23 protein-coding genes are annotated in these 24284 nt (G+C 63.6%); 16 read left to right on the plus strand and 7 right to left on the minus strand.

Features of this window, described 5'->3' with window-relative positions; genetic code table 11:
- Positions 1–145: 145 nt before the first annotated feature.
- The gene (locus tag DPM35_RS20455) at positions 146–1105 is read left to right on the plus strand and encodes a DUF1402 family protein (RefSeq protein WP_112129028.1); all 960 of its coding nucleotides are present in this window, start codon (positions 146–148) and stop codon (positions 1103–1105) included.
- 589 nt (positions 1106–1694) lie between these two features.
- Here the strand turns inward: DPM35_RS20455 and DPM35_RS20460 are convergent.
- Genes DPM35_RS20460 through DPM35_RS20470 form a run of 3 tightly spaced genes read right to left on the minus strand, consistent with a single transcriptional unit; the run spans position 1695 to position 4389 of the window.
- A complete protein-coding gene (locus DPM35_RS20460) occupies positions 1695–2912 on the minus strand; it encodes an NAD(P)/FAD-dependent oxidoreductase (RefSeq protein ID WP_181592088.1) in 1218 nt (405 codons plus the stop codon).
- 13 nt (positions 2913–2925) lie between these two features.
- Positions 2926–3240 carry a MocE family 2Fe-2S type ferredoxin gene (locus tag DPM35_RS20465; RefSeq protein ID WP_112129030.1) on the minus strand — a complete coding sequence of 105 codons (315 nt, stop codon included), beginning with the start codon at positions 3238–3240 and terminating at the stop codon, positions 2926–2928.
- Between the two features lie 42 nt (positions 3241–3282).
- Positions 3283–4389 (minus strand): fatty acid desaturase family protein, encoded by a 1107-nt coding sequence (locus DPM35_RS20470; protein WP_112129031.1) that lies wholly within the window; start codon positions 4387–4389, stop codon positions 3283–3285.
- A 191-nt stretch (positions 4390–4580) separates the two neighbouring features.
- Between DPM35_RS20470 and DPM35_RS20475 the strand changes: the two genes are divergently transcribed.
- The 7 genes from DPM35_RS20475 to DPM35_RS20505 all read left to right on the plus strand — a co-directional run bounded on the left by DPM35_RS20475 (position 4581) and on the right by DPM35_RS20505 (position 12261).
- Positions 4581–5612: a LacI family DNA-binding transcriptional regulator gene (locus DPM35_RS20475; RefSeq protein ID WP_112129032.1), complete on the plus strand. Its 1032-nt coding sequence runs from the start codon at positions 4581–4583 to the stop codon at positions 5610–5612.
- 479 nt (positions 5613–6091) lie between these two features.
- Positions 6092–7033 carry a sugar ABC transporter substrate-binding protein gene (locus DPM35_RS20480; protein ID WP_112129033.1) on the plus strand — a complete coding sequence of 314 codons (942 nt, stop codon included), beginning with the start codon at positions 6092–6094 and terminating at the stop codon, positions 7031–7033.
- Positions 7034–7220: 187 nt separating this feature from the next.
- Positions 7221–8297 (plus strand): ABC transporter permease, encoded by a 1077-nt coding sequence (locus DPM35_RS20485; RefSeq protein ID WP_112129034.1) that lies wholly within the window; start codon positions 7221–7223, stop codon positions 8295–8297.
- Positions 8298–8299: 2 nt separating this feature from the next.
- Positions 8300–9070, plus strand: coding sequence for an ATP-binding cassette domain-containing protein (locus DPM35_RS20490; protein ID WP_112129035.1), 771 nt, complete (start codon positions 8300–8302; stop codon positions 9068–9070).
- 80 nt (positions 9071–9150) lie between these two features.
- Positions 9151–10143 carry an inositol 2-dehydrogenase gene (gene iolG, locus DPM35_RS20495; protein WP_112129036.1) on the plus strand — a complete coding sequence of 331 codons (993 nt, stop codon included), beginning with the start codon at positions 9151–9153 and terminating at the stop codon, positions 10141–10143.
- 31 nt (positions 10144–10174) lie between these two features.
- A complete protein-coding gene (locus DPM35_RS20500; protein WP_112129037.1) occupies positions 10175–10969 on the plus strand; it encodes an SDR family oxidoreductase in 795 nt (264 codons plus the stop codon).
- A 200-nt stretch (positions 10970–11169) separates the two neighbouring features.
- The gene (locus DPM35_RS20505; RefSeq protein ID WP_112129132.1) at positions 11170–12261 is read left to right on the plus strand and encodes a 3-deoxy-7-phosphoheptulonate synthase; all 1092 of its coding nucleotides are present in this window, start codon (positions 11170–11172) and stop codon (positions 12259–12261) included.
- Between the two features lie 21 nt (positions 12262–12282).
- On the opposite strand, the gene DPM35_RS20510 is transcribed toward DPM35_RS20505, so the two are convergent.
- Positions 12283–12918, minus strand: a complete 636-nt coding sequence (locus DPM35_RS20510; protein ID WP_112129038.1) for a LysE family translocator — start codon at positions 12916–12918, stop codon at positions 12283–12285.
- 126 nt (positions 12919–13044) lie between these two features.
- Between DPM35_RS20510 and DPM35_RS20515 the strand changes: the two genes are divergently transcribed.
- The gene (locus tag DPM35_RS20515; protein ID WP_112129039.1) at positions 13045–13746 is read left to right on the plus strand and encodes a helix-turn-helix transcriptional regulator; all 702 of its coding nucleotides are present in this window, start codon (positions 13045–13047) and stop codon (positions 13744–13746) included.
- A gap of 15 nt (positions 13747–13761) precedes the next feature.
- On the opposite strand, the gene DPM35_RS20520 is transcribed toward DPM35_RS20515, so the two are convergent.
- The 3 genes from DPM35_RS20520 to DPM35_RS20530 all read right to left on the minus strand — a co-directional run bounded on the left by DPM35_RS20520 (position 13762) and on the right by DPM35_RS20530 (position 16555).
- Positions 13762–14562 carry a class I SAM-dependent methyltransferase gene (locus DPM35_RS20520; RefSeq protein ID WP_112129040.1) on the minus strand — a complete coding sequence of 267 codons (801 nt, stop codon included), beginning with the start codon at positions 14560–14562 and terminating at the stop codon, positions 13762–13764.
- Between the two features lie 596 nt (positions 14563–15158).
- Positions 15159–15452, minus strand: a complete 294-nt coding sequence (locus tag DPM35_RS20525; RefSeq protein WP_112129041.1) for a type II toxin-antitoxin system TacA family antitoxin — start codon at positions 15450–15452, stop codon at positions 15159–15161.
- Entirely contained in the window at positions 15449–16555 is a 1107-nt protein-coding gene (locus tag DPM35_RS20530) for a LacI family DNA-binding transcriptional regulator (protein WP_181592081.1), read from the minus strand. Before DPM35_RS20530 ends, DPM35_RS20525 begins: the two co-directional genes overlap by 4 nt.
- Positions 16556–17181: 626 nt before the next feature.
- On the opposite strand from DPM35_RS20530, the gene DPM35_RS20535 reads away from it, so the two are divergent.
- From DPM35_RS20535 to DPM35_RS20565, 7 genes are all read left to right on the plus strand, one after another.
- Positions 17182–18144, plus strand: coding sequence for a sugar-binding protein (locus DPM35_RS20535; protein ID WP_112129042.1), 963 nt, complete (start codon positions 17182–17184; stop codon positions 18142–18144).
- A 106-nt stretch (positions 18145–18250) separates the two neighbouring features.
- Positions 18251–19816, plus strand: coding sequence for a sugar ABC transporter ATP-binding protein (locus tag DPM35_RS20540; protein ID WP_112129043.1), 1566 nt, complete (start codon positions 18251–18253; stop codon positions 19814–19816).
- Positions 19813–20808: an ABC transporter permease gene (locus DPM35_RS20545; protein WP_095819149.1), complete on the plus strand. Its 996-nt coding sequence runs from the start codon at positions 19813–19815 to the stop codon at positions 20806–20808. Before DPM35_RS20540 ends, DPM35_RS20545 begins: the two co-directional genes overlap by 4 nt.
- 185 nt (positions 20809–20993) lie before the next feature.
- Positions 20994–21836, plus strand: a complete 843-nt coding sequence (locus DPM35_RS20550; protein ID WP_112129044.1) for a transporter substrate-binding domain-containing protein — start codon at positions 20994–20996, stop codon at positions 21834–21836.
- A gap of 77 nt (positions 21837–21913) precedes the next feature.
- Entirely contained in the window at positions 21914–22660 is a 747-nt protein-coding gene (locus DPM35_RS20555; protein WP_245431591.1) for an ABC transporter permease, read from the plus strand.
- Between the two features lie 9 nt (positions 22661–22669).
- Complete coding sequence (locus tag DPM35_RS20560; RefSeq protein WP_245431592.1) at positions 22670–23401, plus strand: ABC transporter permease; 732 nt, start codon at positions 22670–22672, stop codon at positions 23399–23401.
- Positions 23401–24216 carry an ABC transporter ATP-binding protein gene (locus DPM35_RS20565; RefSeq protein WP_112129045.1) on the plus strand — a complete coding sequence of 272 codons (816 nt, stop codon included), beginning with the start codon at positions 23401–23403 and terminating at the stop codon, positions 24214–24216. The genes DPM35_RS20560 and DPM35_RS20565 overlap by 1 nt, the downstream gene beginning before the upstream one ends.
- The last annotated feature ends 68 nt before the right edge of the window (positions 24217–24284 follow it).

Consider the following 24284-nt stretch of genomic DNA (forward strand, 5'->3'; position numbering starts at 1 on the left):
ACTCTGCCGGTCGCTTTACCTAGGTTGCCGCGCGTTCTGGAAGCAATTTCAGGAAAAGTGTCCAGCGGTTTTCCGTCTGAAATTGCGTTCAACCAAATGGTTGGGGTGGAGCGGCGATAGCCGAGCCGCCCCAAAGCGGCGGCGGATGAAGAAGTATCTGTTTCTTTTTGTGTGTCTTGCACTGGCGGTGGCGGTGACGATCGCCGATGCCGCGACCATGGTGCCTCCGGGCAATCGCAACGCCGTGCAGCCGGACATTCCGGGCGCGTCCAGCCGGCGCACCCAGGCAACCAACACCACCTTCCAGGCCAAGTACCGGAAAGTCTACGCGTTGCTGCAGAACGATGCCGAGCTGCGCGGCAAGATCAGGAAAGTGGCGGCTGCCTATGGCATCGACCCGATGCACATCGTCGGCGCCATCGTCGGCGAGCACACCTACAATGTGGACGCCTATGATCGGCTGCAGACCTATTACGTCAAGGCGATGTCCTATCTGTCGAGCAAGCTTACCTTTGCCTATGAGGGCGAGGATGTCAGCGATTTCGTTCAGCGGCCGGAATTCAAGAAATGCGCCGGCATGGACGACAGCTACGATCTGTGGGAATGCCGCGAGCAGGTTTGGAACCATGCCTTCCGCGGCAGGTCCGTCGGCGGCACAAGCTTTCCCAACGATCGCTTCGGCGCCACCTTCTTCCAGCCCTATTATGCTGGCCAGACTTTTGGCCTCGGCCAGTTGAACCCGCTGACCGCGCTGCAGATGAGCGACCTGGTGCACAAGGTCTCCGGCCTGCCGAAGCTCGATGTCGATGACCCGAACACGGTCTACAAGACCATCATGGACCCGGACCTGACGCTGCCTTACGTCGCCGCGACGATCAGGAAGTCGATCGACGCTTACCGCAGCATCGCCGGCTTCGACATCTCCCACAATCCGGGGCTTACCGCGACGCTCTACAATGTCGGCAACCCCGAGCAGCGCGCCTATGCGCTGAAGGCCGAGAACGACAGGCGCCGCGCCGCCGGCGAACCGGAAAAGCTGCCCGAGGAGAACTATTACGGCTGGCTGGTCAACGACAAGCTCGATGAGCTGAAGGCGCTGTTCTAGGGCGCCAGGCTTCGAGACCGGAGCCAGTTGAAGCTCAATCCTGGGGCGTTTGCGCCGCCCCTCATTGCCCTGCCGGGCATTTCCCCCGTGAACGGGAGAAAGAAGCCGTGACGACGCTTTCGCCAATCTCAAGCGTTGCAGAATGGGCGCCGATGGCCGCGAAAGCCTCTTCTCCCCACGAAGGTGGCTACGCCATGCACACATTTGCGAGCTGCTGGTCTTTGGCGATAACGTGCATGGCTGCGGGCGCGTGCATTGTCTAATCGTGCATTGACTAATGTAGCGCTGGTCGACCCCCACTCCGTCTCGGCTTCGCCGAGCCACCTCTCCCCGATCGACGGGGAAGAGGAAAGGCGCCGGGCTTTTGGCCGTCGACGCTCGTCCAGCAAGGCTCCCTTCCTTTCCCTCCGGAGGGGGAAAGGTGGCGCTGCGAAGCAGCGACGGATTGGGGGAACCACGTGGCAATCAAGCCTCGGCCTGATCAGTCACGCCAGTCACAGAAGATGCGTACATGCCGTAGCCCGTTCGCGGGGAGAATGCCGGCAGGCAGATGAGGGGCAGCGCCGAGATCAACAATTGGCGCAACAGCTCAAGCAGCCAGCAGCGATTTCAGCTTGACTGCTTGCGATCCCAGCGCTTCCGGCGCCGGCTTCGCCCGTTTGGCGATCAGCATTTCCGCCAGGCGGATGTCGCGCGCCACCGCATTGCCGGGGCCGATCCCGCTGGCGGCGACCAGCCTGCCGTCCTCGGCCAGATGGAACAGGATGAAGGCAGCGTCGTCGAGGTCGCGCCGCACGATGCTCCTGCCCTCGTCCGACAGCCCGGCGATCTGCAAAGTGAGCCCATACTGATCCGACCAGAACCAAGGCACGGCGGCATGCGCCTCGTCGGCGCCCAGCATGTTCCTGGCGGCCAAAGCGCCCTGTTCCTGCGCGTTGCGCCAGGCCTCCAGACGCACGCGCCGTCCGCCATAGACGGCGAGCGGGAACGAGCAGCAATCGCCGGCGGCGAAGACATCAGGATCGGTGGTGCGCAAATGCTCGTCCACGGCGATGCCGTTGTCGATCGCCAGACCCGCTTCGGCGGCAAGCGCCGTCACCGGCACGGCGCCGATGCCGATCACCACCAGGTCGGCGACGACCTTCTGCCCGTCTGCCAGCGTGATAGCGACTTCCTTCTCGTCATCGGCAATTGCGGCGAGCCCCTGGCCGGTGCGGATCGCAACGCCTTCAGCCTCATGCGCCTTGTGGATGATCTCGGCGATCTCGGCCGGCACGCCGCGCATCAGGATGCGCGGTTGCGCCTCGATGACCGTGACGCCCGCGCCCAGCTTGCGCGCCGAGGCCGCCAATTCAAGCCCGATGAAGCCGCCGCCGATGATGGCGATACGATTTCCCGCGCCGAGATGAGCGCGGATGGCGAGCGCGTCGCTGAACGTCCTCAGATAGACGCAGCGCGACCCGAGGCCCGGCATCGGCAACTGGCGGGGCACGGAGCCGGTCGCCAGCAGCAGCTTATCGTAGGGAAGGGAAGAGCCGTCGGACAGGTGCACCACATGCGCGGCGCGGTCGATCGCGACGGCGCGGACGGAATGGATGTGCCGGATCGCGCTTTCGGCGAAGAGCGCGTCGGTGGCGATCGCCTTGACGGCCGGAGCCTCGCCGGTCATCGCGTCCTTCGACAGCGGCGGCCGCTCATAGGGCAGATGCGGTTCGTCGCCGACCAGCGTCACCGGCCCGTCATAACCGAGATCGCGGAGCGCAAGCGCCGCCCGCCCGCCGCACTCGCCCGCACCGATGATCACCATCCCCGCCATTGTCTCACCCGATCTGGATCAGGATTTTTCCGGCGTCGACCTTGACCGGATAGGTCCTGAGGTTGACGCAGACCGGCGCGCCGCGGGCGTCACCGGTCTTGTAGTTGAAGCGGCCATTGTGCTTCGGGCATTCGATGATGTCGTCCATCACCAGCCCGTCGGCCAGATGCACCTTTTCATGCGTGCACAGGCCGTCGGTCGCGAAATACTGGTCGTCCGGGCTGCGGTAGATGGCGAAGGTGCGGCCGGCATGGTCGAACCGCATCACGTCCTCTTCATCGATATCCCCGGCCGCGCAGGCCTCGACCCAGTCGCTCATCTCGTCCTCCGCGAAAATCGGTTGATTAAGCCCTACGGCAGATTACTCGGCCGCCACCGCCACCGGTTTGTCGTTGTGCAGGTCTTCCCGGTAGGGCTTCGCCGTCGGCGGCAGCGCGCGCTTGAGGAAATAATCCTCGTTGCGCAGCTGGCGCAGGAAGGCCGGGATCATCTCTCGATAGCCGGCGAGGATCGACGGCGTGGGCGCCGGCAGGTCGTGCTTGATCATCTCGTGCAGCTTGGGCAGTGCGTGATAGGGCACCATCGGGAACATGTGATGCTCCACATGATAGTTCATGTTCCAGTAGATGAACCGGCTGATCGGGTTCATCAGCACCGTGCGGCTGTTGAGGCGGTGGTCGATCACGTTGTCGGCGAGGCCGCCATGCTGCAGCAGCCCGGTCATCACGTGATGCCATGCGCCGTAGAGGCGAGGCAGGCCGACAAGCATCAGCGGCAGCCATGAATGCAGATAAAACGCCAGCGCGATGGTCGCGAAGTAGATGGCGAGCCAGATGCGTGCCACACGGATCGCCTTCGGCTGCTCCTGTTCGGGAATGAAGGTCTTTTCCGCGGCGCTGATGACGCCGGCGGCATTGCGCAGCATGTCGACCATTGCGTGCCAGGCGTCGAAAATACCGAAGAAGTTCAGGACGACGCGCAAAAGGTCCGGCGGCCGCATGACGGCGATCTCCGGATCGCGGCCGACGATGATGGTGTCGGTGTGGTGGCGCGTATGGCTCCAGCGCCAGGTCACCGGATTGCGCATGATCATGAAGCAGGCGAGCTGGTAGATGGCATCGTTCATCCACTGCGTGCGGAAGGCCGTGCCATGGCCGCATTCGTGCCAGCGGGAATCGGTCGAGGAACCGTAAAGCGTGCCGTACACGAAGAAGAAAGGCACGCACCACCAGCTACCCCAGAACCAGATGCCGCCCGCGGCGCTGACGACGAAAGCGGCGAGCCAGATGACGGTGTCGCGGATCGCCGGCTGATCCGAGCGCTGCATCAGCTCCTTCATCTGCTTGCGCGGGATATCGGTGTGATACCACTCCGCCGCCGCGAGACCGTTCTCGACCGCCAGCCTGGTGTCTCGTCCGGTCAGGCTGTAGTCGCGCGGCGACGCCGCCGAAGACGTGATTGCCGTCATTGGGGTTCCTCCGCCAGCGCCTTGGCGAACCGCCCCGACCATGCGGGGCTCGCGCATCGCTGACTTTCGATTTCAGCATAGCCGCAAGCTCTGATAGTCTCAACATCACAAAGATAGTTTCTATCATTTCCTATCATAATGATATATCTTGGGCCGGATATTCAGAGTGGGACACAAGCGAGGAAGCATCCATGGCAAAGCGGCCGACCATTACCGATCTGGCGCGCGTCTCGGGCGTCAGCGTCGCCACCGTCGACCGGGTGCTGAACAGCCGTCTGCCGGTGCGCGAGGAGACGGCGCGCCGGGTCCACGACGCCGCCACCGAGATCGGCTATCACGCCGCCGGGCTGATCAAGCAGCGCATGCGCCAGGAATTGCCGGAATATAGGCTCGGCTTCCTGTTGCTGAGGGGCAATGACGTTTTCTATGGCGATTTCGCCCGGGAACTGGAGCTGGCGGTCGCGCAGTCGCAGCGTTTCCGCGGCGTTGCAACCGTCGAGTTCGCCGCTTCCCTGGCGCCGGATGAAATCGCCGGCCAGATGCGCAGGCTGGCGGCCAAGTCGAGAGCCATTGCCGTCGTCGGCCCGGACCATCCCAACCTCACGGCGGTCGTGGAAGCGCTGAAGGCGAGGGGCCAGCCGGTCTTCTCGCTGCTGTCGGATTTTGCCGCCGGCATCCGCGAGGGCTATGTCGGGCTCGACAATCGCAAGGTCGGGCGCAGCGCGGCGTGGATGATCGCCAAGGCCGCCCGGAAGCCGGGCAAGGTGGCGCTCTTCGTCGGCAGCCATCGCTTCCACGGCCATGAATTGCGCGAGATCGGCTTTCGTTCTTTCTTCCGCGAGCACGCGCCGGACTTCACCGTGCTGGAGACGCTGGTCAACCTCGAGGCCAATGACGTGACGCATGACGCGATGCTCGATCTCCTGGCGCGCCATCCGGATCTCGCCGGCTGCTATGTCGCCGGCGGCGGCATGGAGGGCGCGGTCTCGGCGCTGCGGGCGGCAAACCCGGCCGAGATGCCGGTCGTCATCTGCAACGAGATCAACGCGGCCTCGCGCGCGGCACTTGCCGACAACATCCTCACCATGGTGATCTCGACGCCGCTTGCCGCGCTGTGCCGCGAACTCGTCGGGCTGATGGCGCATGCCATCGAAAGCGGCGCCGCCAATGCGCCCGGGCAGACCTTCCTGCCCTTCGACATCTATCTGCCGGAAAACATCTAGACCTGCCCAGCACAGGGATTTTGGCGGTTTGCATCAGCGTTTGCGATGATTTCGCGGATCCGAACGGAAAATCTAGCACCGTGACAAACGCCAGCCTTTCAAAAATCCCGGTGTCGCGGAGCTGACCCCGAAGCGATGGGGTCATCGTGAAAGAACCCATCAGGCTGATAGATTCTTTCATAGTGGTTCACCCAGGCTACGACGCAAATTTCGACGATTTCGGTCCCCGCCCCGCCTATGGTGATCGAAAAACCGGCCGCCCCGGTCGGAATCGCCCTTGACGTTTCCCAAACGAAATGGAATAAATATTTCACTAACTAGGCTTTTTGGTTCTTTCGTTCCGGAGTGTCTGTTCGAACGGAGGAAGAGGCGTCCCAATCGAATTGGCGGCGCCGCATGGCCGCAGGGAGAGATTCCCCGGGCAAACCGGGGATTCCGGTTCAATGGGTGCAGCCGGACACCAAGTGGAGGAGAATAAAATGAAGAAACTTCTTTTGGGCGTCGCGCTTTCGGCGCTGATGTGTTCATCCGCCTTCGCCGCCAAGATCGGCGTTTCGATGGCCCTTTTCGACGACAACTTCCTCACCGTGCTGCGCAACGGCATGATTGCGCAGGCCAAGGGCATGAGCGGCGTCGAGCTGCAGGTCGAGGACGCGCAGAACGACGTGGCCAAGCAGCTCGACCAGATCAAGAACTTCGCCGCCTCGGGCGTCGACGCCATCATCGTCAACCCGGTCGATACCTCGGCCACCCAGGCGATGTCGGATGCGGCCGCCGCGGCCAAGATCCCGCTGGTCTATGTCAACCGCGAGCCGGTCAATGTCGACAAGCTGCCCGACAACCAGGCCTTCGTCGCTTCCAACGAGGCCGAATCCGGCACGCTCGAAACCAAGGAAGCCTGCCGCCTGTTCAAGGAAGCCGGCAAGAAGGAAGCCAATGTCTATGTGATCATGGGCGAGCTCTCGAACCAGGCCGCGGTGCAGCGCACCAAGGACATCGAGGAAGTGATCGCCACGCCGGACTGCAATTTCATCAAGATCATCGACAAGCAGACCTCGAACTGGAAGCGTGACGAAGCGCAGAACCTGATGACCAACTGGCTGTCATCCGGCAAGGCGTTCGACGGCGTCATCGCCAACAACGACGAAAGCGCCATTGGCGCCATCCAGGCGATGAAGGCCGCCAACATCGATATGAAGTCGGTCGTCGTCGGCGGCGTCGACGCCACCCAGGATGCGCTGGCCGCGATGCAGGCGGGCGATCTCGACGTCACCGTCTTCCAGGATGCCGCCGGTCAGGGCGCCGGCGCGCTCGACGCCGCGCTGAAGCTCGCCAAGGGCGAAAAGGTGGAACACAAGGTCTACATCCCGTTCCAGCTCGTCACCCCGGCGAACATCGACAAGTTCTTGAAGAAGAACTGAGACGCGCCTGCGCAAGCCCGGAAAACCTTGCCTCGGTTTCCGTATGGACTTGCGTGAAGACGAACCGCGGAGTGGCGCCGCCACGCATCGGACTGGCTGAAACCGGCTGCTGACGAAGCGGCGCCGCTCCACTCCCTCCCGCCCGGCCAGGCGGGAGAACGGGCGCGGTCATTCGGAGGAAGAAGACGTGTCACAGACATCGCATGGCATTGGCGGGCTGAGCTATGACGCCAAGAAGCGCCCATGGCCGGCAGAGTTCAACGTGTTCCTTGCGCTGGTCATCCTGGTCGGCGCCTTCGAGCTGATCGGCCGCGTCTTCCTCGGCGACAGCTTCCTGTTCAACACCCGCGAGAACGTCTCCGGGCTCTTCAACGAGCAGCGCCTGCAGATCATCATCCTGCAGGTGTCGATTGTCGGCATCATCGCCATCGGCGTCACGCAGGTCATCATCTGCGGCGGCATCGACCTGTCCTCCGGCTCGATCGTCGGCGCTACCGCCATGATCGCCATGAGCTTCGCCCAGGTCGCGACCGTCAACGGCAATCCCAATCCCAAGGCGATGTTCATCGACTATGGCTGGACCGACCTGCCGGTGATCGTGCCGCTGCTGGTCGCGATCGGCTGCGGCCTGATCGCCGGCCTGATCAACGGCCTCTTGATTGCCTACACGCGTATCCCGCCCTTCATCGCCACGCTGGGCATGATGGTCACCGCTCGCGGCATCGCCAAATGGTGGTCGAAGGGCCAGCCCATCTCGTTCCCGACCGACAGTTTCGCGGCCATTGGCAAGGGCCTGATGCCGGTCGTCATCTTCATCTCGCTGGCGATCCTGTTCCAGCTGATCCTGACCTACACGAAATACGGCAAGCACTGCTACGCCATCGGCTCCAACGAGGATGCCGCCCGCATGTCCGGCATCAAGATCGCCAACCACAAGGTGCTGGTCTATGCCATCGCCGGCATCCTGGCCGCGATCGCCGCGGTGGTGCTGTCGTCCAAGAACCTCACCGCCCAGGCCGGCATGGGCGTCATGTACGAGCTCGACGCCATCGCCATGGCCGTCATCGGCGGCGTTTCGCTGTCAGGCGGCCGCGGCTCGATCATCGGCACGGTGATCGGCTCGCTGATCTTCGGCGTCATCATTTCCGGCTTCACCTTCCTGCGCCTCGACGCCTACTATCAGGAGATGGTCAAAGGCGTAATCATCGTCGGCGCGGTCGTTCTCGATCAATGGCGCCAGCGCCGCCGCGCGATAGGAGCTTGACCATGTCCGATATCGTTCTGAAGACCGAAAACCTCACCAAGCACTATGGCGGCGTGCACGCGTTGCAGGAGGCGAATTTCGAGCTGCGCAAGGGCGAGCATGTCGCCATCATGGGCGACAACGGCGCCGGCAAGTCGACCTTCGTGCGCCAGATCACCGGCGTCGAGCAGCGCACCAGTGGCAAGATCTGGTTCGACGGCAAGGAGGTGAACTTCACCGGCCCGATCGAGGCCCGCGAGGCGGGCATCGAGACCGTGTTCCAGAACCTTGCCCTCGCCGACGATCTCGACGTCCCGTCGAACCTGTTCCTCGGCCGCGAGAAGGTGCTGTTCAATCTCGGACCTTTCTCGATCCTCGATCGCAAGGCGATGCGCAAGGCGACCGAAGCAGCACTTGTCCGCACGGCGGTGAAGATACCCAACCTCTCCAGCACCATCCGCCACATGTCGGGCGGCCAGCGCCAGTGCGTGGCGATCGCCCGGACGGCGACCTTCGCCTCCAAGCTGATCATCATGGACGAGCCGACCGCGGCGCTCGGCGTGCAGGAGACGGCGCAGGTCGAAAACATCATCCGCACGCTGAAGGAGAACGGCGAGCCGCTGATCCTGGTCAGCCACAACATGCGCCAGGTGTTCGACCTGGTCGACCGCATCGTCGTCTTCCGCCGCGGCCGCATCGTCGCCAATTTGCGCAAGCAGGACACGGACGGCAACGATATCGTCGCCTACATCACCGGCGCCAAGACCGGACAGGCGGAGCTTCAAGCCGCCTGACGAGGCATCACGACGGGATTAAACAATCATACGCGCCGTCAGGCGCGGACAGCTTTCTGAACCACCTCGAAGGACATTCCATGACACTCCGCTTCGCTCTCCTCGGCGCCGGTCGCATCGGCAAGGTGCATGCCCGCGCCGTCGCCTCCAATTCCCAGGCCAAACTGGTGGCCGTGGCTGACGCCTTCGAGAAAGCGGCGACGGAATTGGCCTCCGCCTATGGCGCTGAAGTGCGCACGATCGACGCCATCGAGAAGGCCAAGGACATCGACGCCGTGATCATCTGTACGCCGACCGACACCCACGCCGACCTGATCGAGCGTTTCGCCAAGGCCGGCAAGGCGATCTTCTGCGAGAAGCCGATCGACCTCTCCGTCGAGCGCGTCGAAAAATGCCTGGCGGTGGTCGAGAAGACCGGCGCCACGCTGATGGTCGGCTTCAACCGCCGCTTCGACCCGCATTTCGCCGCCGTGCGCAAGGCGATCGACGATGGCGCGATCGGCACGGTCGAGATGGTCACCATCACGTCCCGCGATCCCGGCGCCCCGCCGCTCGACTACATCGCCAGGTCCGGCGGCATTTTCCGCGACATGACCATCCATGATTTCGACATGGCCCGCTTCCTGCTCGGCGAGGAGCCGGTTGCCGTCAGCGCCCACGCCTCGGTGCTGGTCGACAAGAAGATCGGCGAAGCCGGCGACTTCGATTCGGTCAGCGTCATCCTCGAGACCGCGTCCGGCAAGCAGGCCGTCATCTCCAACTCGCGCCGCGCCACCTATGGCTACGACCAGCGCATCGAGGTGCATGGCTCCAAGGGCATGGTCGCGGCCGAGAACCAGCGACCGGTCTCGATCGAGCTTGCCAACGACAAGGGCTACACGCGTCCACCGCTGCACGACTTCTTCATGACCCGTTACATCGACGCCTACGCCAACGAGATCGCCTCCTTCATCGCCGCCGCGACTGCCGGCAAGAAGGCGGCCCCGAGCGGCAAGGACGGGCTGATCGCGCTGAAGCTGGCGGATGCGGCGCTGCAATCGGCCAAGACGGGCAAGACCGTCCGCATCGATTGACCGTTTGAACGTAGATTACAGGAGCACGGCGATGAGCGGTTTGGCCGGTCGCAATTCAGAAACGCGCGCCGTCGTTACAGGCGGCGCGCAGGGCATCGGCTTCGCGGTTGCCGAGGCGCTTGCCGATGAAGGCTGCCGCGCGCTGGCGTTGATCGGCCGTTCGCAGGAGAAGGGCGACAAGGCGGTGGCAGTGCTGAAGAAAAACGGCGTCGACGCCATCTTCATCAGCGCCGATGTCGCCAAGGTCGCCGACTGCAAGCGCGCGGTGGCGACGGCCATCACTCATTTCGGAACCTTGAACGCCCTGGTCAACGCCGCCGCCACTTCGGCGCGCGGCTCGCTGGTGGAGACCACCGAGGAGCTGTTCGACCAGATCTTCGACACCAATGTGCGCGGCCCCTTCTTCCTGATGCAGGGCCTTGTCGCGCATCTGCTCGAACGCAAGGCGCCGGGCTCGATCGTCAACGTGCTGTCGATGTCGGCGCATGCCGGCCAGTCCTTCCTCACGCCCTATTCGACCAGCAAGGGCGCGCTGATGACGCTGACCAAGAATGTCGCCAGCGCCTATCGGAAGAACCGCATCCGCTGCAACGCCGTGCTGCCGGGATGGATGGACACCGAGGGCGAGGCGATCGTGCAGAAGAAGTGGCACGGAGCGTCGGATGACTGGCTGGAAAAAGCAGAGGCCGCGCAGCCAATGGGCCAGCTGGTGAAGCCGGCGCAGCTTGCGCGGCTGATCACCTACATGCTGAGCCCGCAGGCCGGCGTCATGACCGGATCTCTGGTCGACTACGATCAGAACATAGCCGGCGTGATCGGGGAGTAGTGACAACCGCCCTCGCATCGACTATATGAGCCGCATGATCCACCTGACCGCCTCGTTTTGGTACTTTAGCTACGGTAGCTCGCTGGCGGCGGGAGGATTGCGCTCGATCTGAAAACTCCAGATCAAAATCCGACAAGCCGCCAGACCTGGCGGCTTTTTTGTTTCAGCCGGCAGGTCTCCTAAACCAGGAGCAGAAAGCCGTGTTGACCACCACAGACGACCTTAGGGTCACCGAAATCAGAGCCTTGAGCACGCCCGACGAGGTGATGCGCGAGATACCGCGCTCGCTCACTGCGACGCGCACCGTTGCTGCTTCGCGCAACGCCATCCATTCGATCCTCACGGGGGCCGACGATCGACTGCTTGTCATCGTCGGCCCTTGCTCCATCCACGATCCGGTCGCAGCCGTTGACTATGCCAGCCGTCTGGCGGCGCTGCGCGAGACCCTGGCCGACCGGCTCGAGATCGTCATGCGCGTCTATTTTGAGAAGCCGCGCACAACGGTCGGCTGGAAGGGCCTGATCAACGATCCCGACCTCGACGGCAGCTTCAACATCGAGAAGGGCCTGCGCATGGCGCGCAATGTGCTCTCGGCGGTCAACAATCTCGGCCTGCCGGCGGCAACCGAATTCCTCGACATGACGATCCCGCAATACATCGCCGATCTCGTCGCCTGGGGCGCCATCGGTGCGCGCACCACCGAAAGCCAGATCCATCGCGAGCTGGCGTCCGGCCTGTCCTGCCCGGTCGGCTTCAAGAACGGCACCGACGGCAATCTCCGGATCGCCGGCGAGGCAGTGAAGTCCGCCGCCCAGCCGCATCATTTCATGGCGGTGACCAAGGGCGGCCGCAGCGCCATCGCGGCGACCACCGGCAATGAGGATTGCCATGTCATCCTGCGCGGCGGCATTCAGCCGAACTACGATGCCGCAAGCGTCGATGCCGCTGCTGCCGAGCTAGGCCGCATCGGTGTCGCGCCGCGGCTGATGATCGACGTCAGCCATGCCAACAGCGGCAAGAAGCCGGAGAACCAGCCCAAGGTAGCGCATGATGTAGCGGGCCAGGTCGCGGCGGGCGACGAGCGCATCATCGGCGTCATGATCGAGAGCAATCTCGTCGCCGGCCGCCAGGATGTCATGCCCGGCAAGCCGCTTACCTATGGTCAGAGCATCACCGATGGCTGCATCGATTGGGCGACCACAGAGACCGTGCTGCACGGCCTCGCCGGCGCCGTCGAATGGCGCCGGTCGGTGAAGCGCGAGATGCTCGCCAGCCGTCAGGGCGCGGCATAAGCCGAATGGAGAGGGCGGCGGTCACGCTGCCCTCAACCCTTCCCAGGCTGTGAACAGCGAAACTGCAAACAGCAGCAGCCCCGCGGCTCGCCCGGCGAGGATGGTCGCGCCTGGATTGTCGACCAGCAGTCCCCGGCTGCGGCCGGCGGTGACGGCGAGCCCGCCATAGATGGCCGCCTGCGTGGCGACCGTCAGCAATCCCATGATCATCGCCTGCATCCAGATCGGGCCGTAAGCCGGCTTCAGGAATTGCGGATAGACGGCGAGGATGAAGAGATAGGCCTTCGGATTGATCAGGCAGGTGACCAGGCCTTGGCGAAACGCCTTCCAGGCCGAGCGGCTGCCGGCCGGGCCGTCATCGCCGACGGTGATCGAGCTGCGCATCAGCGAAATGCCGATATAGGCCATGTAGGCGGCGCCGGCGACCAGCAGCGGCGTGAACAGGATCGGCACGAAATGCATGAGCAGGCCGACGCCGATCGCGCCGTTCAGCGTGTGCACGGCGCCGCCGAGCATGATGCCTGCGGTCGCGGCCAAGCCCCTGTTGCTGCCGCCGGTGAGCGCATTGGCCAGCACGAACAGCATGTCCATGCCCGGAACGGCTATGATGCCGAACAGAAGCACGAAGAACAGCCAGAGATTTTCGGTGTAGTTCATGTCAGTTGCCTGTCGCCTCGTTCGCTTGGGTGCAAAGGAATCTATTGATTTTCAAGCGGGTAGGCGGCCCTATAGGTCACGCCAACTGACGGGGATGTGTCAGTTGCGTTTCCGTCGGGTGGAAAAATGCGCAAGGCCTCGCGCCTGTTCGAGATCATCCAGATCCTGCGGCTGGCCAGGAAGCCGGTGACGGCTGCGACGATCGCCGAGCGGCTGGAGGTGACGGTGCGCTCGGTCTATCGCGACATTGCCGCCCTGCAGGCGATGCGCGTGCCGATCGAGGGCGGGCGCGGCATCGGCTACATATTGCGCCCCGGCTTCGACCTGCCGCCGCTGATGTTTTCCATCGAGGAGATGGAAGCGATCGTGCTGTCGTTGGCGCTGCTCGAGCGCACCGGCGACGACGAGTTGAAGCAAGCGGCGAAACGCGTCGGCGCCAAGATCGCCGGCGCCGTGCCGCCGCCCTTGCGGCAGACGCTCGATGCCAACGCGCTTCACGCCTGGGGTTTTGCCGCCCCTTCCGCTTCGGCCGTCGACCTCGCGCTGGTCCGCCGCGCCATTCGCGACGAGGAGAAGCTCAGCCTCTCCTACCGCGACGAGGCGGGACGGCCGACGGAGCGCATCATCCGTCCGGTCGCGCTGATCTATTATGCCGAAACCGCCAACATCGTCGCCTGGTGCGAGTTGCGCCAGGCGATACGCAACTTCCGAAGCGACCGCATCGAGGACTGCCGGCCGGCAGGCCTATGGTTCAAGGGCGAGGGCGACCGCCTGCGGCAGGTCTGGGTCGACGGCTGGGAGATCAATGCCGCAGCCACCGTCAATTGACGCATTGCCCGACTTTCAGGGCACGATGCCGCGACAGGCCCAGGCGACATTGGCGAAGGATCGCGGGCCGTCGGGCCGGCCGGCCTGGTAGGCATCGCGCACGGCGGCCTCGACGCGTCCCCGCTCGGCCGCGTCCAGCGTGGTCATGTATTTGCCGAGCGGCCCTTCGCCCGCGCCGATCGGCGCCCAGAAGTCGTCGAAATTCGCGTAGTCCATGCGGATCATCAACTCGGCCTCGCCGACATCGGCCAGGCCTTGCTCGACAAAGGTCCGCTTCATCTCGCCCGGCTGCATCATCGGCTGGAAACAATAGCGGCTGCGCATCTGGCGCCCGCTTTCGCTGAGCGCCGCGACCGTATCGATCATCATGCGCATGCCGGTCATGCCGCCGTAATGGTCCCAGACGACGGCCGCGACCACGCCACCCGGCCGCACCACCCGGCGCATCTCGGCTACCGCCTTGCCGGCCTCTGGCACGAAATGCAGCACCAGCAGCGCCAGCGCGCGGTCGAACGCATTGTCGGCGAATGGCAGCGCCGTGGCGTCAGCTTGACTGATCGTAACGCGCGGATCGGTGTTTCTCTCCTTCACCGCCGCAACGAAGACCGGGGAAAAATCGATGGCCTGGATTTCCGCGAGATCGGCCGATTTCGCCAGCTCGAAAGTCAGGCTCCCGGTGCCGCAGCCGACATCGAGGATTGTCTCGCCGGCGGCCAGACCGGCGAAGTCGATGAACTTGGGCGCGAGCCTGCGGCTCCAGCGCCCCATCAGCTGCTCATAGCCGGACGCAGCATGGACGGTGAAGGTGGACGTCATCTGAGCCTCCCATTCATGAGCTTAAGCTAAACGACGGCGCAACTGCTGCATAGGCGCGGGGCTATCCCGTTGTCGGAATAAGGATAGCGTAGTGAACACCAGCGTTTATGTGGGCGACCTCACAGCTGCGCCACACTTAGTTCGGGGTTGGATTTCTGCGGGTGAGTGACGGAATTCGTGCGGCCCAACCAGCCGATACTAAATTAGTTCCCCGACATAGGGATTTTGAAAGGTTGCCGTTTGTCTTGGTGCAGGATTTTCCGTTCATTTCCGTGAAATCAGCGCAAACGCCGGGGATAGGTTGAAGCCGCCCCAACCTCGTCATTCTATGGCGGAGCAAGGAGCGAAGCGACGCGCCGCAGACCATAGAATCCATGCCGTGACTTGTAAGCGCCGCCACGGTGCAGAATTCTGCTCCGTTGCACGCCTCGGCGAAGGTAACGGCATGGATTCTGGGGTCTTCGCGACTGAGCTTCGCTCCTGCTCCGCCCTAGAATGACGATCGCGATGGGCGTTTCGGCTAATCTCCAACGCATGCCGCCTGCCAAGGCAAACAGAGCCGGCCGGTCAAAATCCCCGTGCAGTGTGCAGCGCCACTAGCGCTCCCAGGCGGGCCTGCGGACCATGCGCCCGTGAAGTTCTTCGGATGGCGTATTCGGAGCATCAAGCAGATCAAGAAATTTTTGATGCGCATCGGCATCAAGGAGGAAGATGCGCTGATCGAGAATGGTTTCCTCGGCTTGTTTGCGGGCGCTGTCCAGCACGAACTCCGACAATCTCATCCCGCGTAAATTTGCGGCGCGGCCAAGCACGGCCTTCGTCCCCGCCGGTGCCCGAATCTGAATGACATCCTTTTGTGCTGCATCCTTACGGGGCTTCATCCTGCTCATCCCTTCACATCCGCCACGCTCTCCCGTTCCACCAGCGGGCATTCCAGCTTGGTGATGGGATAGCGGCCGCGGCCGGGCGTCGGCGGGGTTTCGAGCTGCTCGATCGCCCATTGGCCCATTGCCAGGTGCGGCAGGATCGAGGTGGTCAGCGGCGGGAAGAGATGGCGGGCGATCTCCTCGTCGTCATAGCCGACCACGGAAATGTCCTGCGGGATATGCAGGCCGGCTTCCTTCAGTGCCTCGTAGCAGCCGATCGCCGTACGGTCGTTCTGGCAGAAGATGGCGGTGGGACGCTCCTTCAAGGCGAGCAGCTTGACCGTCGCGGCGTAGCCGGCGCTGGCCGACCAGTCGCCCTCGACCACCAGCTCGGGGTCGAAGGGAATGTCGGCGGTGGCCAGGGCGCGGCGATAGCCTTTCAGCCGGTCCTGCGCGGCCTGCATCCACGGCTCGCCGGTGATGGTGGCGATACGGCGATGGCCATGCGCGATCAGGTGCCTGGTCGCGCTCTGGCCGCCGGCGATCTCGGAGGGAACCACGGCCGGGAAGGCATAGTCGGCGGTGTAGCAGTTGAGCAGGATGACCGGGATGTCGAGGCTGTAGAGGAAATCCGGCGCCGTGATCTCGCGGGTGAAGATGGTCATGTAGATCAGCGCCGAGATGCCGCGCCGCGTCAGCGCCTGGATGGCGCGCGGCTCCATCACCGAATCACCCATGGTCTGTGCCACCAGAAGCACATTGCCGGCGTTCCACGAGGCCTGTCGCGCGCCCTCGATGGCGACGACCGCCTCGGGGCTGGTGGCGAGCTGGTCGACCGCGAAGCCGATGACGCCGTCCAGGCCTTCGAACGGCGTCACCGGCGGCCTGAGCGCCGAGAACACGGGTGGCGAATAGCCCAGCGCTTTGGCCGCCTCGATAACCCGGTCGCGTGTCTGTTGCGACAGCCTGATGCCCGGCGAATTGTTGAGCACGAACGACACCGTCGCCTGCGAGCAGCCGGCGGCGCGGGCAATGTCGGTCATGGTGACGCGGCCCTTGGGCTTGGTGGCCGGCTTGCGGCGCCTGGAAGCCCCGGGAGGATCGCGCAGTTCCGTCGGTTCACTCATGGTCGTTTCCCAAACCCAGCCGGCTCTAAAGCAAAGGCGGCGGCAACGGCAAGATGGTCGAGGTCGATGCGTTTATCAAAAATACACATGGATAATAAGTATTAGCATATACGGCGCAGAGAGTCACTGGCGCGTCGCCTCACGACGAAAGTCTGGCGACAAGGTCAACGATGCTGACAAATCCCGAGTTTCCCGCGCCACCGCAGGCCCAAGCGCGCTGGCTCTCCTCACTCCCGGCGCGTCTTTCGATTAGCGTCCCCTCCGCGTCGAAAGCGCGCTTCATGAGCTCACAACTAATAGTCTTTACTAATAGTCGTAAGCGTTCTACTGTCAACTCGTCGTGACCGACCGGGCCTTCGTTCGGCGCGGTAGGTGCGACGGACGCTCGCTCGAAACCCGGCTTTGTCGCCGGTCTGGGCCTGCATCCATTCTCACGAAAATGTCAGACAAATCGGACTATTTACGAACGCCACATGAGTGTCTAGTGTCTCGACCGCGGCCCGATCGGCACCGTTCTTAAGTCGGCGGACCTTTGCGCCAGACCCTTGAGGAGGAGGGTTGTCCGGACCGCGGCCGAGACATCGGCGACGAGTTCTACAGTCAGGTTCTACAAGGGAGGTTGAACTATGAAATCCATGATTCGTAACGCATCTGTCGCCGCTGCGGCCCTGCTCATCGGGCTTGCGGCCACGGCGGTTACCCGCGCGGACGACAAGCCGACGCTGGCCTTCGTCGTCAACGGCGCGTCAGACTTCTGGAAGGCGGCGGAAGCCGGCGTGAAGAAGGCGCAGGGCGAATTGCCCGACTACAATCTCGAGCTCAAGTATCCGGAACAGTCCTCTGTCGCCATCCAGCAGCGCCTGATGGACGATCTGGTGACGGCAGGCGTCAAGGGCATCATGGTCTCGGCCGTCGATCCCAAGACCTCGACCGACGGGCTGAACAAGATCGCCTCGGAAACCGCGCTGTTCACCACCGACTCCGATGCGCCGCAGACCAAGCGCGTCGCCTATATCGGCTCGTCGAACGTCGATGCCGGCAAGCAGGCGGCCGAGATCGCCAAGAAGGCGATGCCGAACGGCGGCAAGTGCCTGGGCTTCGTCGGCCTGCTCGGCGCCGACAACGCCAAGGAACGCATCCAGGGCATGAAGGACGGGCTCGCCGGCAGCAAGATCGAGCTGGTCGACGTGCGCGGCGACGATATCGACCAGGCGCGCGCCAAGAAGAACGTCGAGGACGCGCTGGTCGCCAGCCCCGACATCACCTGCATGGTCGGCTTCTACTCCTACAACACGCCGCGCATCTATGAAGCGCTGCGTGACGCCGGCAAGCTCGGCCAGATCACCGTCGTCGGCTTCGACGACGATCCGATCACGCTGGGCGGCGTCAAGGAAGGCACCGTTGCGGCGACCGTGGTGCAGCAGCCCTTCGAATGGGCCTATCAGGGCATGAAGCTGATGGCCGCCTATCTGAAGGGCGACAAGTCGGGCATTCCGGCCAACGGCCTGATCATCATCCCGACCAAGATCATCGGCAAGGATGATGTCGACGCCTATGCCGCCAACCTCAAGGCGATGCAGGGCAAGTAAGCCCGGCACAGTTGCGCCGGCTCGAGGGGTTCCTTGAGCCGGCGTTCGTATTGACGGACCCGCCAAGGCCGGTCAGTCTGTGGCCCACCGGCTGCTATCAGGCGCGATGACCTCTACCGATACCACTCACCCAGACACCGCTCCGTTCCTGAGCCTTGAGGCCGTGCGCAAGACCTATCCGGGCGTCGTCGCGCTGGACAGGTTCTCGATGGAGGTCCGGCCGGGCGAGGTCATCGGCCTTGTCGGCGAGAACGGCGCCGGCAAATCGACGCTGATGAAGATCCTTGGCGGCGTGACGCGGCCGGACAGCGGCACCATCACCGTCGACGGCGTGGCGCATGACGGGCTGACCGTCGAGCAGAGTATCGGCTCCGGCATTGCTTTCGTGCACCAGGAATTGAACCTCTTCGAAAACCTCGACGTCGCCGCCAACATCTTCTTCGGCCGCGAGCCGCTGCGCGCCGGGCCGCTGAAGCTGGTCGACCGCGCCAGGCTGCGCGAAATGGTGGCGCCGCTTCTGAAGCGCGTCGGCGCCAATTTCTCGGCCGACGCGCCGGTCGCATCGCTGTCGCTCGCCCAGCAGCAGATGGTCGAGATCGCCAAGGCTCTGTCGATCAGGGCCCGCCTTGTGATCCTCGACGAGCCGACCTCCAGCCTGCCGATGGCGGAAACCGAAAAACTGCTCGACGTCATCAAGGGATTGAAGGCGCAAGGCATCAGCGTCATCTTCATCTCGCACCGGCTGCATGAGATCGAGCGCGTCGCCGACCGTGTCGTGGTGCTGCGCGACGGCACGCTCGCCGGCACGCTGGCGAAGGACCGGATCAACCACGACGAGATGGTCAGGCTGATGATCGGCCGCATGCTGAAGGAGCGCGAGAAGGCGGGCGAAGCCACGCGCGAGCCGGGCGGCGTCGCCCTGTCGGCCGAGGCGATCCGCACCAGCACCTATCCGGACCGGCCGGTCAGCATCGAGCTGAGGCGCGCGGAGATCCTCGGCCTTGCCGGCCTTGTCGGCTCCGGCCGCACCGAGCTCGCGCGCGTGCTGTTCGGCATCGACGAGCGGCTCGGCGGCAGCGTCGCGCTCGACGGCAAGCCGCTCAATGTCGGCTCGGCCGCCGATGCTGTGGCGAACGGTATTTTCCTCGTGCCGGAAGACCGCAAGCTCACCGGCATATTGCTCGATCTGTCGATCGCGCAGAACATTTCGCTGCCCAACCTGCCGGCCCATGCCAGGCGCTCGCTGGTCTCGGCCGGCGCCGAGCTTGCGACGGCGGAAAAGCAGAAGAAGAACCTCGGCATCAAGGCGCCGTCGGTCTTGACCCGCACCGGCACGCTTTCGGGCGGCAACCAGCAGAAGGTGGTTCTCGCCAAATGGCTGGCGATGAATCCCAAGGTGATGATCCTCGACGAGCCGACGCGCGGCATCGATATCGGTGCCAAGGCCGAGATCTACGGGCTGATGCGGGCGCTGGCCGATGCCGGCGTCGCCGTGCTGATGATCTCCAGCGACATGGAAGAGGTGATCGGCGTCTCGGACCGCATCGCGGTCATGCATGAGGGGCAGATTTCCGGCATCCTCGACAAGGACGATTTCAGCCAGGAGAACGTGCTCTTGCTGGCGGTCGGCAAGAAGCCGAAACTGCTGCAAGCGGCGGGAGGAGTCGAATGAGCAAGAAAGATCTCGGCCTGCTGATCCTGATCCTGGTGGTCGGCGCGGTGGTGACCGCCATCAATCCGCGCTTCCTGTCGGCGATCAATCTCGCCAACACCTCCAATCTCGTTGCCCTGTTCGGCATCCTGTCGATCGGCCAGGCTTTCGTCATCATCACCGGCGGCATCGAATTGTCGGTCGGCTCGCTGATCGCCCTGCTCGGCACGCTGTTCATCGACTTCATCGCGGTGCGCGAATTGGACTGGCCGCTGGCCTTCGTGGTGATCATCGTGCTCGGCGCAGTCATCGGCTTCGTGCATGGCTGGTTGATCACGCGGCTGAAACTGCAGCCTTTCGTGGTGACCCTGTGCGGCCTGCTCATTTATCGCGGCGTGGCGCGCTTCTACACCGCCGACGGCACGGCGGGCTTCGCCTTCGGGCAGAATTTCCCGACGCTCGAATTCCTGACCGCGGGGCGCTCCTACGGCCTGCCGAACTCCTTTATCGCACTGATCGTCATCGCCATCGTCATGTGGGTGGTGCTGCATCGCTCGGTGTTCGGCCGCTATCTCTACGCCATCGGCAAGAACGAGGAAGCGGCGAAATATTCAGGCATCCGCACCGGCCGGATCATCATCGCGGCCTATGTCATCTGCGGCGTGCTGACGGCGCTGTCGGCGATCTATTTCGCCATGTACACGCGTTCGATCTCGCCGGCGAGCCACGGCCAGTTCTACGAGCTCTATGCCATCGCGGCCGCCGTGCTCGGCGGCTTCTCGCTGCGCGGCGGCGAAGGCTCGCTGGTCGGCGTCATCCTCGGCACCGTGCTGCTGCAGGAGCTGCAGAACCTCGTCAATCTGCTCGGCATCCCCTCATCGCTCAACTTCGCGGTGATGGGCGGCGTGATCCTGATCGGCGTGCTGGTCGACCAGCAGTGGGGCGTCTTCCGAGCCCGGCGCCGCATGATCGAAGCGACGCGCCAGAACGTTGCGGGCGCGCCGGCGGAGTAGTCCCGCCGTTTGGCCTACGGCCCTGATTGAGCCGATGCTCGCGGTGGAAGCCGCGAGGCGCGTTTGGATTCACGAGCGGATTGCAACAACACGTGAACCGGAAAACTGCCCTTGTCGCAGAATTGGGGCTGGGCTAAGCAATTGGTATCTGAGGGTTCCAAGAACAAAAAATGGGAGACACACCTGTGACATCATCACGTTGGATCGCGCTGGCCGCGCTGGCATTGACCTGTTCGACGCCTGCAATGGCCAAGGACTGGAAGACCGTTTCGGTCGCCATGGAAGGCTCCTATGCCCCCTGGAATCAGACGGATGCCAGCGGCAAGATCGTCGGCTTCGAGGTGGACATTTTGAACGACGTCTGCGCCCGCGCGAAGCTCGAATGCAACATCGTCGCTCAGGACTGGGACGGCGTCATTCCCGGCCTCACGGCAGGCAAGTTCGACATCGTCATGGACGGCATGTCGATCACCGAAGAGCGCATGAAGACGATCGACTTCTCGATCCCCTACGCGTCCTCGCCGGTGGCTTTCCTGGCAGACAAGAACGGTCCGCTGGCCAATATGTCCAACAAAGGCAAGATGATCGACCTGTCGAAGGACGACGCCGAATCCAAAGCAGCGCTCGACACGCTGCGCAAGGAGCTCACCGGCAAGAATCTCGGCCTGCAGGTCTCGACCACCGAGGCGACCTTTGCCGACAAGTATCTCAAGGACGTCGCCAACGTTCATGAATACAAGACCACCGACGAGCACGACCTCGACCTGATGGCCGGCCGTATCGACGTCGCCTTCGCCGACACCACCTACTTCCTCGGCACGCTGGCCAAGCCCGATGCCAAGGACCTGGAATTCGTCGGCCCGCAGTTCAAGGGTGGCCCGATCCTCGGACCGGGCATTGGCGCTGCTTTCCGCAAGACCGACAAGGACCTGCAGGACATCTACAACAAGGCGCTCAAGGCCGCCATCGACGACGGCTCGGTGTCGAAATACAGCCTGCAATGGTTCAAGATCGACATTACCAAGTAATGTCGCGACGGGAGCAGCCAAGGCTGCTCCCGTTCTTGCATTGAGATAAGCAACCGTCGCCGGGAGGGAAGGCGTACGTGGAGTTTCTCAACGATCTCAAGGACCAGGTGTCGACGGCCTATGAGCTGCTGGCCGCCGGTTGGGGCGTGCAGCTGCTCTGGGGCATCGCCTGGACGCTCGCCGTCACCGTCGTCTCGATGCTGATCGGGGCCGTGCTGGGCTCGCTGGTGGCGGCGGCCAAGCTCTCGCATCGCGGCGGGTTGAGGTTCATCGGCGAAAGCTACACCACCGTGTTCCGCGGCGAACCGGAACTTCTGATCATCTACCTGTTCTACTATGGCGGTACGCAGGTGCTGACCGGCGTGGCGCGGTCCACCGGGTCGATCGGATCGACCGACATCTTGAACATGCCGAGCTTTCTGGGCGGCGTGCTCGCGGTCGGCATCATTTCCGGTGCCTACCAGGCCGAGGTTTTTCGCGGCTCGTTCCTGGCGATCCATCGCGGCGAGCTGGAGGCCGCCCGCGCCTACGGCATGTCGGCCTGGCTGCGGTTTCGCCTCGTGATCGTGCCGCAGGTGCTGCGTCTCGCAGTGCCGGGGCTGGGCAATGTCTGGCAATTGACCATCAAGGATTCGGCGCTGATCTCGGTCACCGGCGTCGCGGAGCTGATGCTCACCGCGAACAAGGCGGCGCGCTCGACGCATCATTCGCTGCTTTTCTACACGGTCGCCGGTATCCTTTATTTGGTGATGACCTCGGTCTCGACGCCGATTTTCGAGAAGGCCGAGCGTTATACCTCGCGCAGTTTCACGCGGCCGAAGTGAGAGGTGGCGGTGGCTTTCGACTTCTACCTTTCGACCATGTGGAGCGTGCTCAAGGCGCTGCCGCTGACGCTCGAGATCTGGTTCTTCGGCATCGCCTTCGGGCTCCTCATCGCCACCGGCCTGACCTGGCTGCGGGCTTCAGGTTACAAACTGGGCGAATATTTCACCCGCGCCTATGTCTTCATCTTCCGCGGCTCGCCGCTCTTGGTGCAGCTCTATTTGATTTATTTCGGCCTCTCCCAGTTCGACTTCGTTCGCCACAGCCCGATCCTGTGGCCGATCCTGCGCGATCCGATGTATTGCACGATCGTCGCCATGGCCTTGAACACGGCCGCCTATGAGAGCGAGATTTTCCGTGGCGCGCTGCGGGCGGTGCCGGTCGGCCAGATCGAAGCGGCCAAGGCGTTCGGCATGTCGGCCTTCACCCGTTTCCGCCTCGTCACGCTGCCGATCGCGCTGCGGCTCGCCTTGCCCGCCTATTCGACCGAGATCATCCTGATGACCAAGGCGACCGCGCTCGCTTCCGTGGTCACGATCATGGAGATGATGGGAACGGCGCAGAAGATCCAGCACGACACGTTCCGGCCGATCGAGGTGCTGACCTGCGCCGGCGTGATCTACCTGCTGCTCAATCTGTCGATCGCGCGGCTGTTCGCCTGGGTCGAATACCGGCTTTCGCCGCATCTGCGGCCGCCGCCCGAGCAGAGCCAGCAAATCAGACCCGTACCGGAGGTGTTGTGATGTCGGCAAATGTCGCTGCTGCCGCGCAAGCGGCATCGTCCCCGGAGGACAAGTCGGCCATCAGCGTCAAGGACATGCGCAAATGCTTCGGCGACCATGAGGTGCTCAAGGGCATTTCGCTCGAAGCTCACAAGGGCGATGTCATCTCGATCCTCGGTTCGTCGGGTTCCGGCAAGAGCACGATGCTGCGCTGCATCAACCTGCTCGAGACGCCGGACTCCGGCGAAGTGCGGGTCGACGGCGAGCTCATCCGGATGAAGCAGGGGCGGGATGGCCGTCAGATGCCGGCCGATATACGCCAGGTGGAGCGCATCCGCGCCAACCTTGCCATGGTTTTCCAGAGCTTCAATCTCTGGTCGCACATGACGGTGCTCGAAAACCTCGTCGCCGCGCCGACGCATGTTTTGAAGCGGCCGCGCGCGGAGTGCCTGGAGCAGGCCGAGGCATTGCTGAAGCGCGTCGGCATATGGGAGCGGCGCAACTACTACCCGCCGCATATGTCGGGCGGCCAGCAGCAGCGCGCCGCGATTGCCCGCGCCCTGGCGATGAACCCCAAGGTGATGCTGTTCGACGAGCCGACATCCGCGCTCGATCCGGAACTGGTCGGCGAAGTGCTGCGCGTCATGCGCTCGCTCGCCGAGGAAGGGCGCACCATGCTGGTCGTCACCCACGAAATGGGCTTTGCCCGCGACGTGTCCAGCAAGGTGATGTTCCTGCACAAGGGCGAGGTGGATTCGGTCGGCGAGCCGAAGGAGATGTTCGCCAGGCCGCCGACGCCTCAGTTCAAGCAGTTCATCGCCAACTTCAACAAGTGAAGACGGACATTGCTCGGCGCCAAGATGGGCTGAGATTCAGGTCAGGCCGAGCCGAAAGGGGTGGCTTC

Source organism: Mesorhizobium atlanticum, assembly GCF_003289965.1.
Lineage (GTDB): Bacteria > Pseudomonadota > Alphaproteobacteria > Rhizobiales > Rhizobiaceae > Mesorhizobium > Mesorhizobium atlanticum.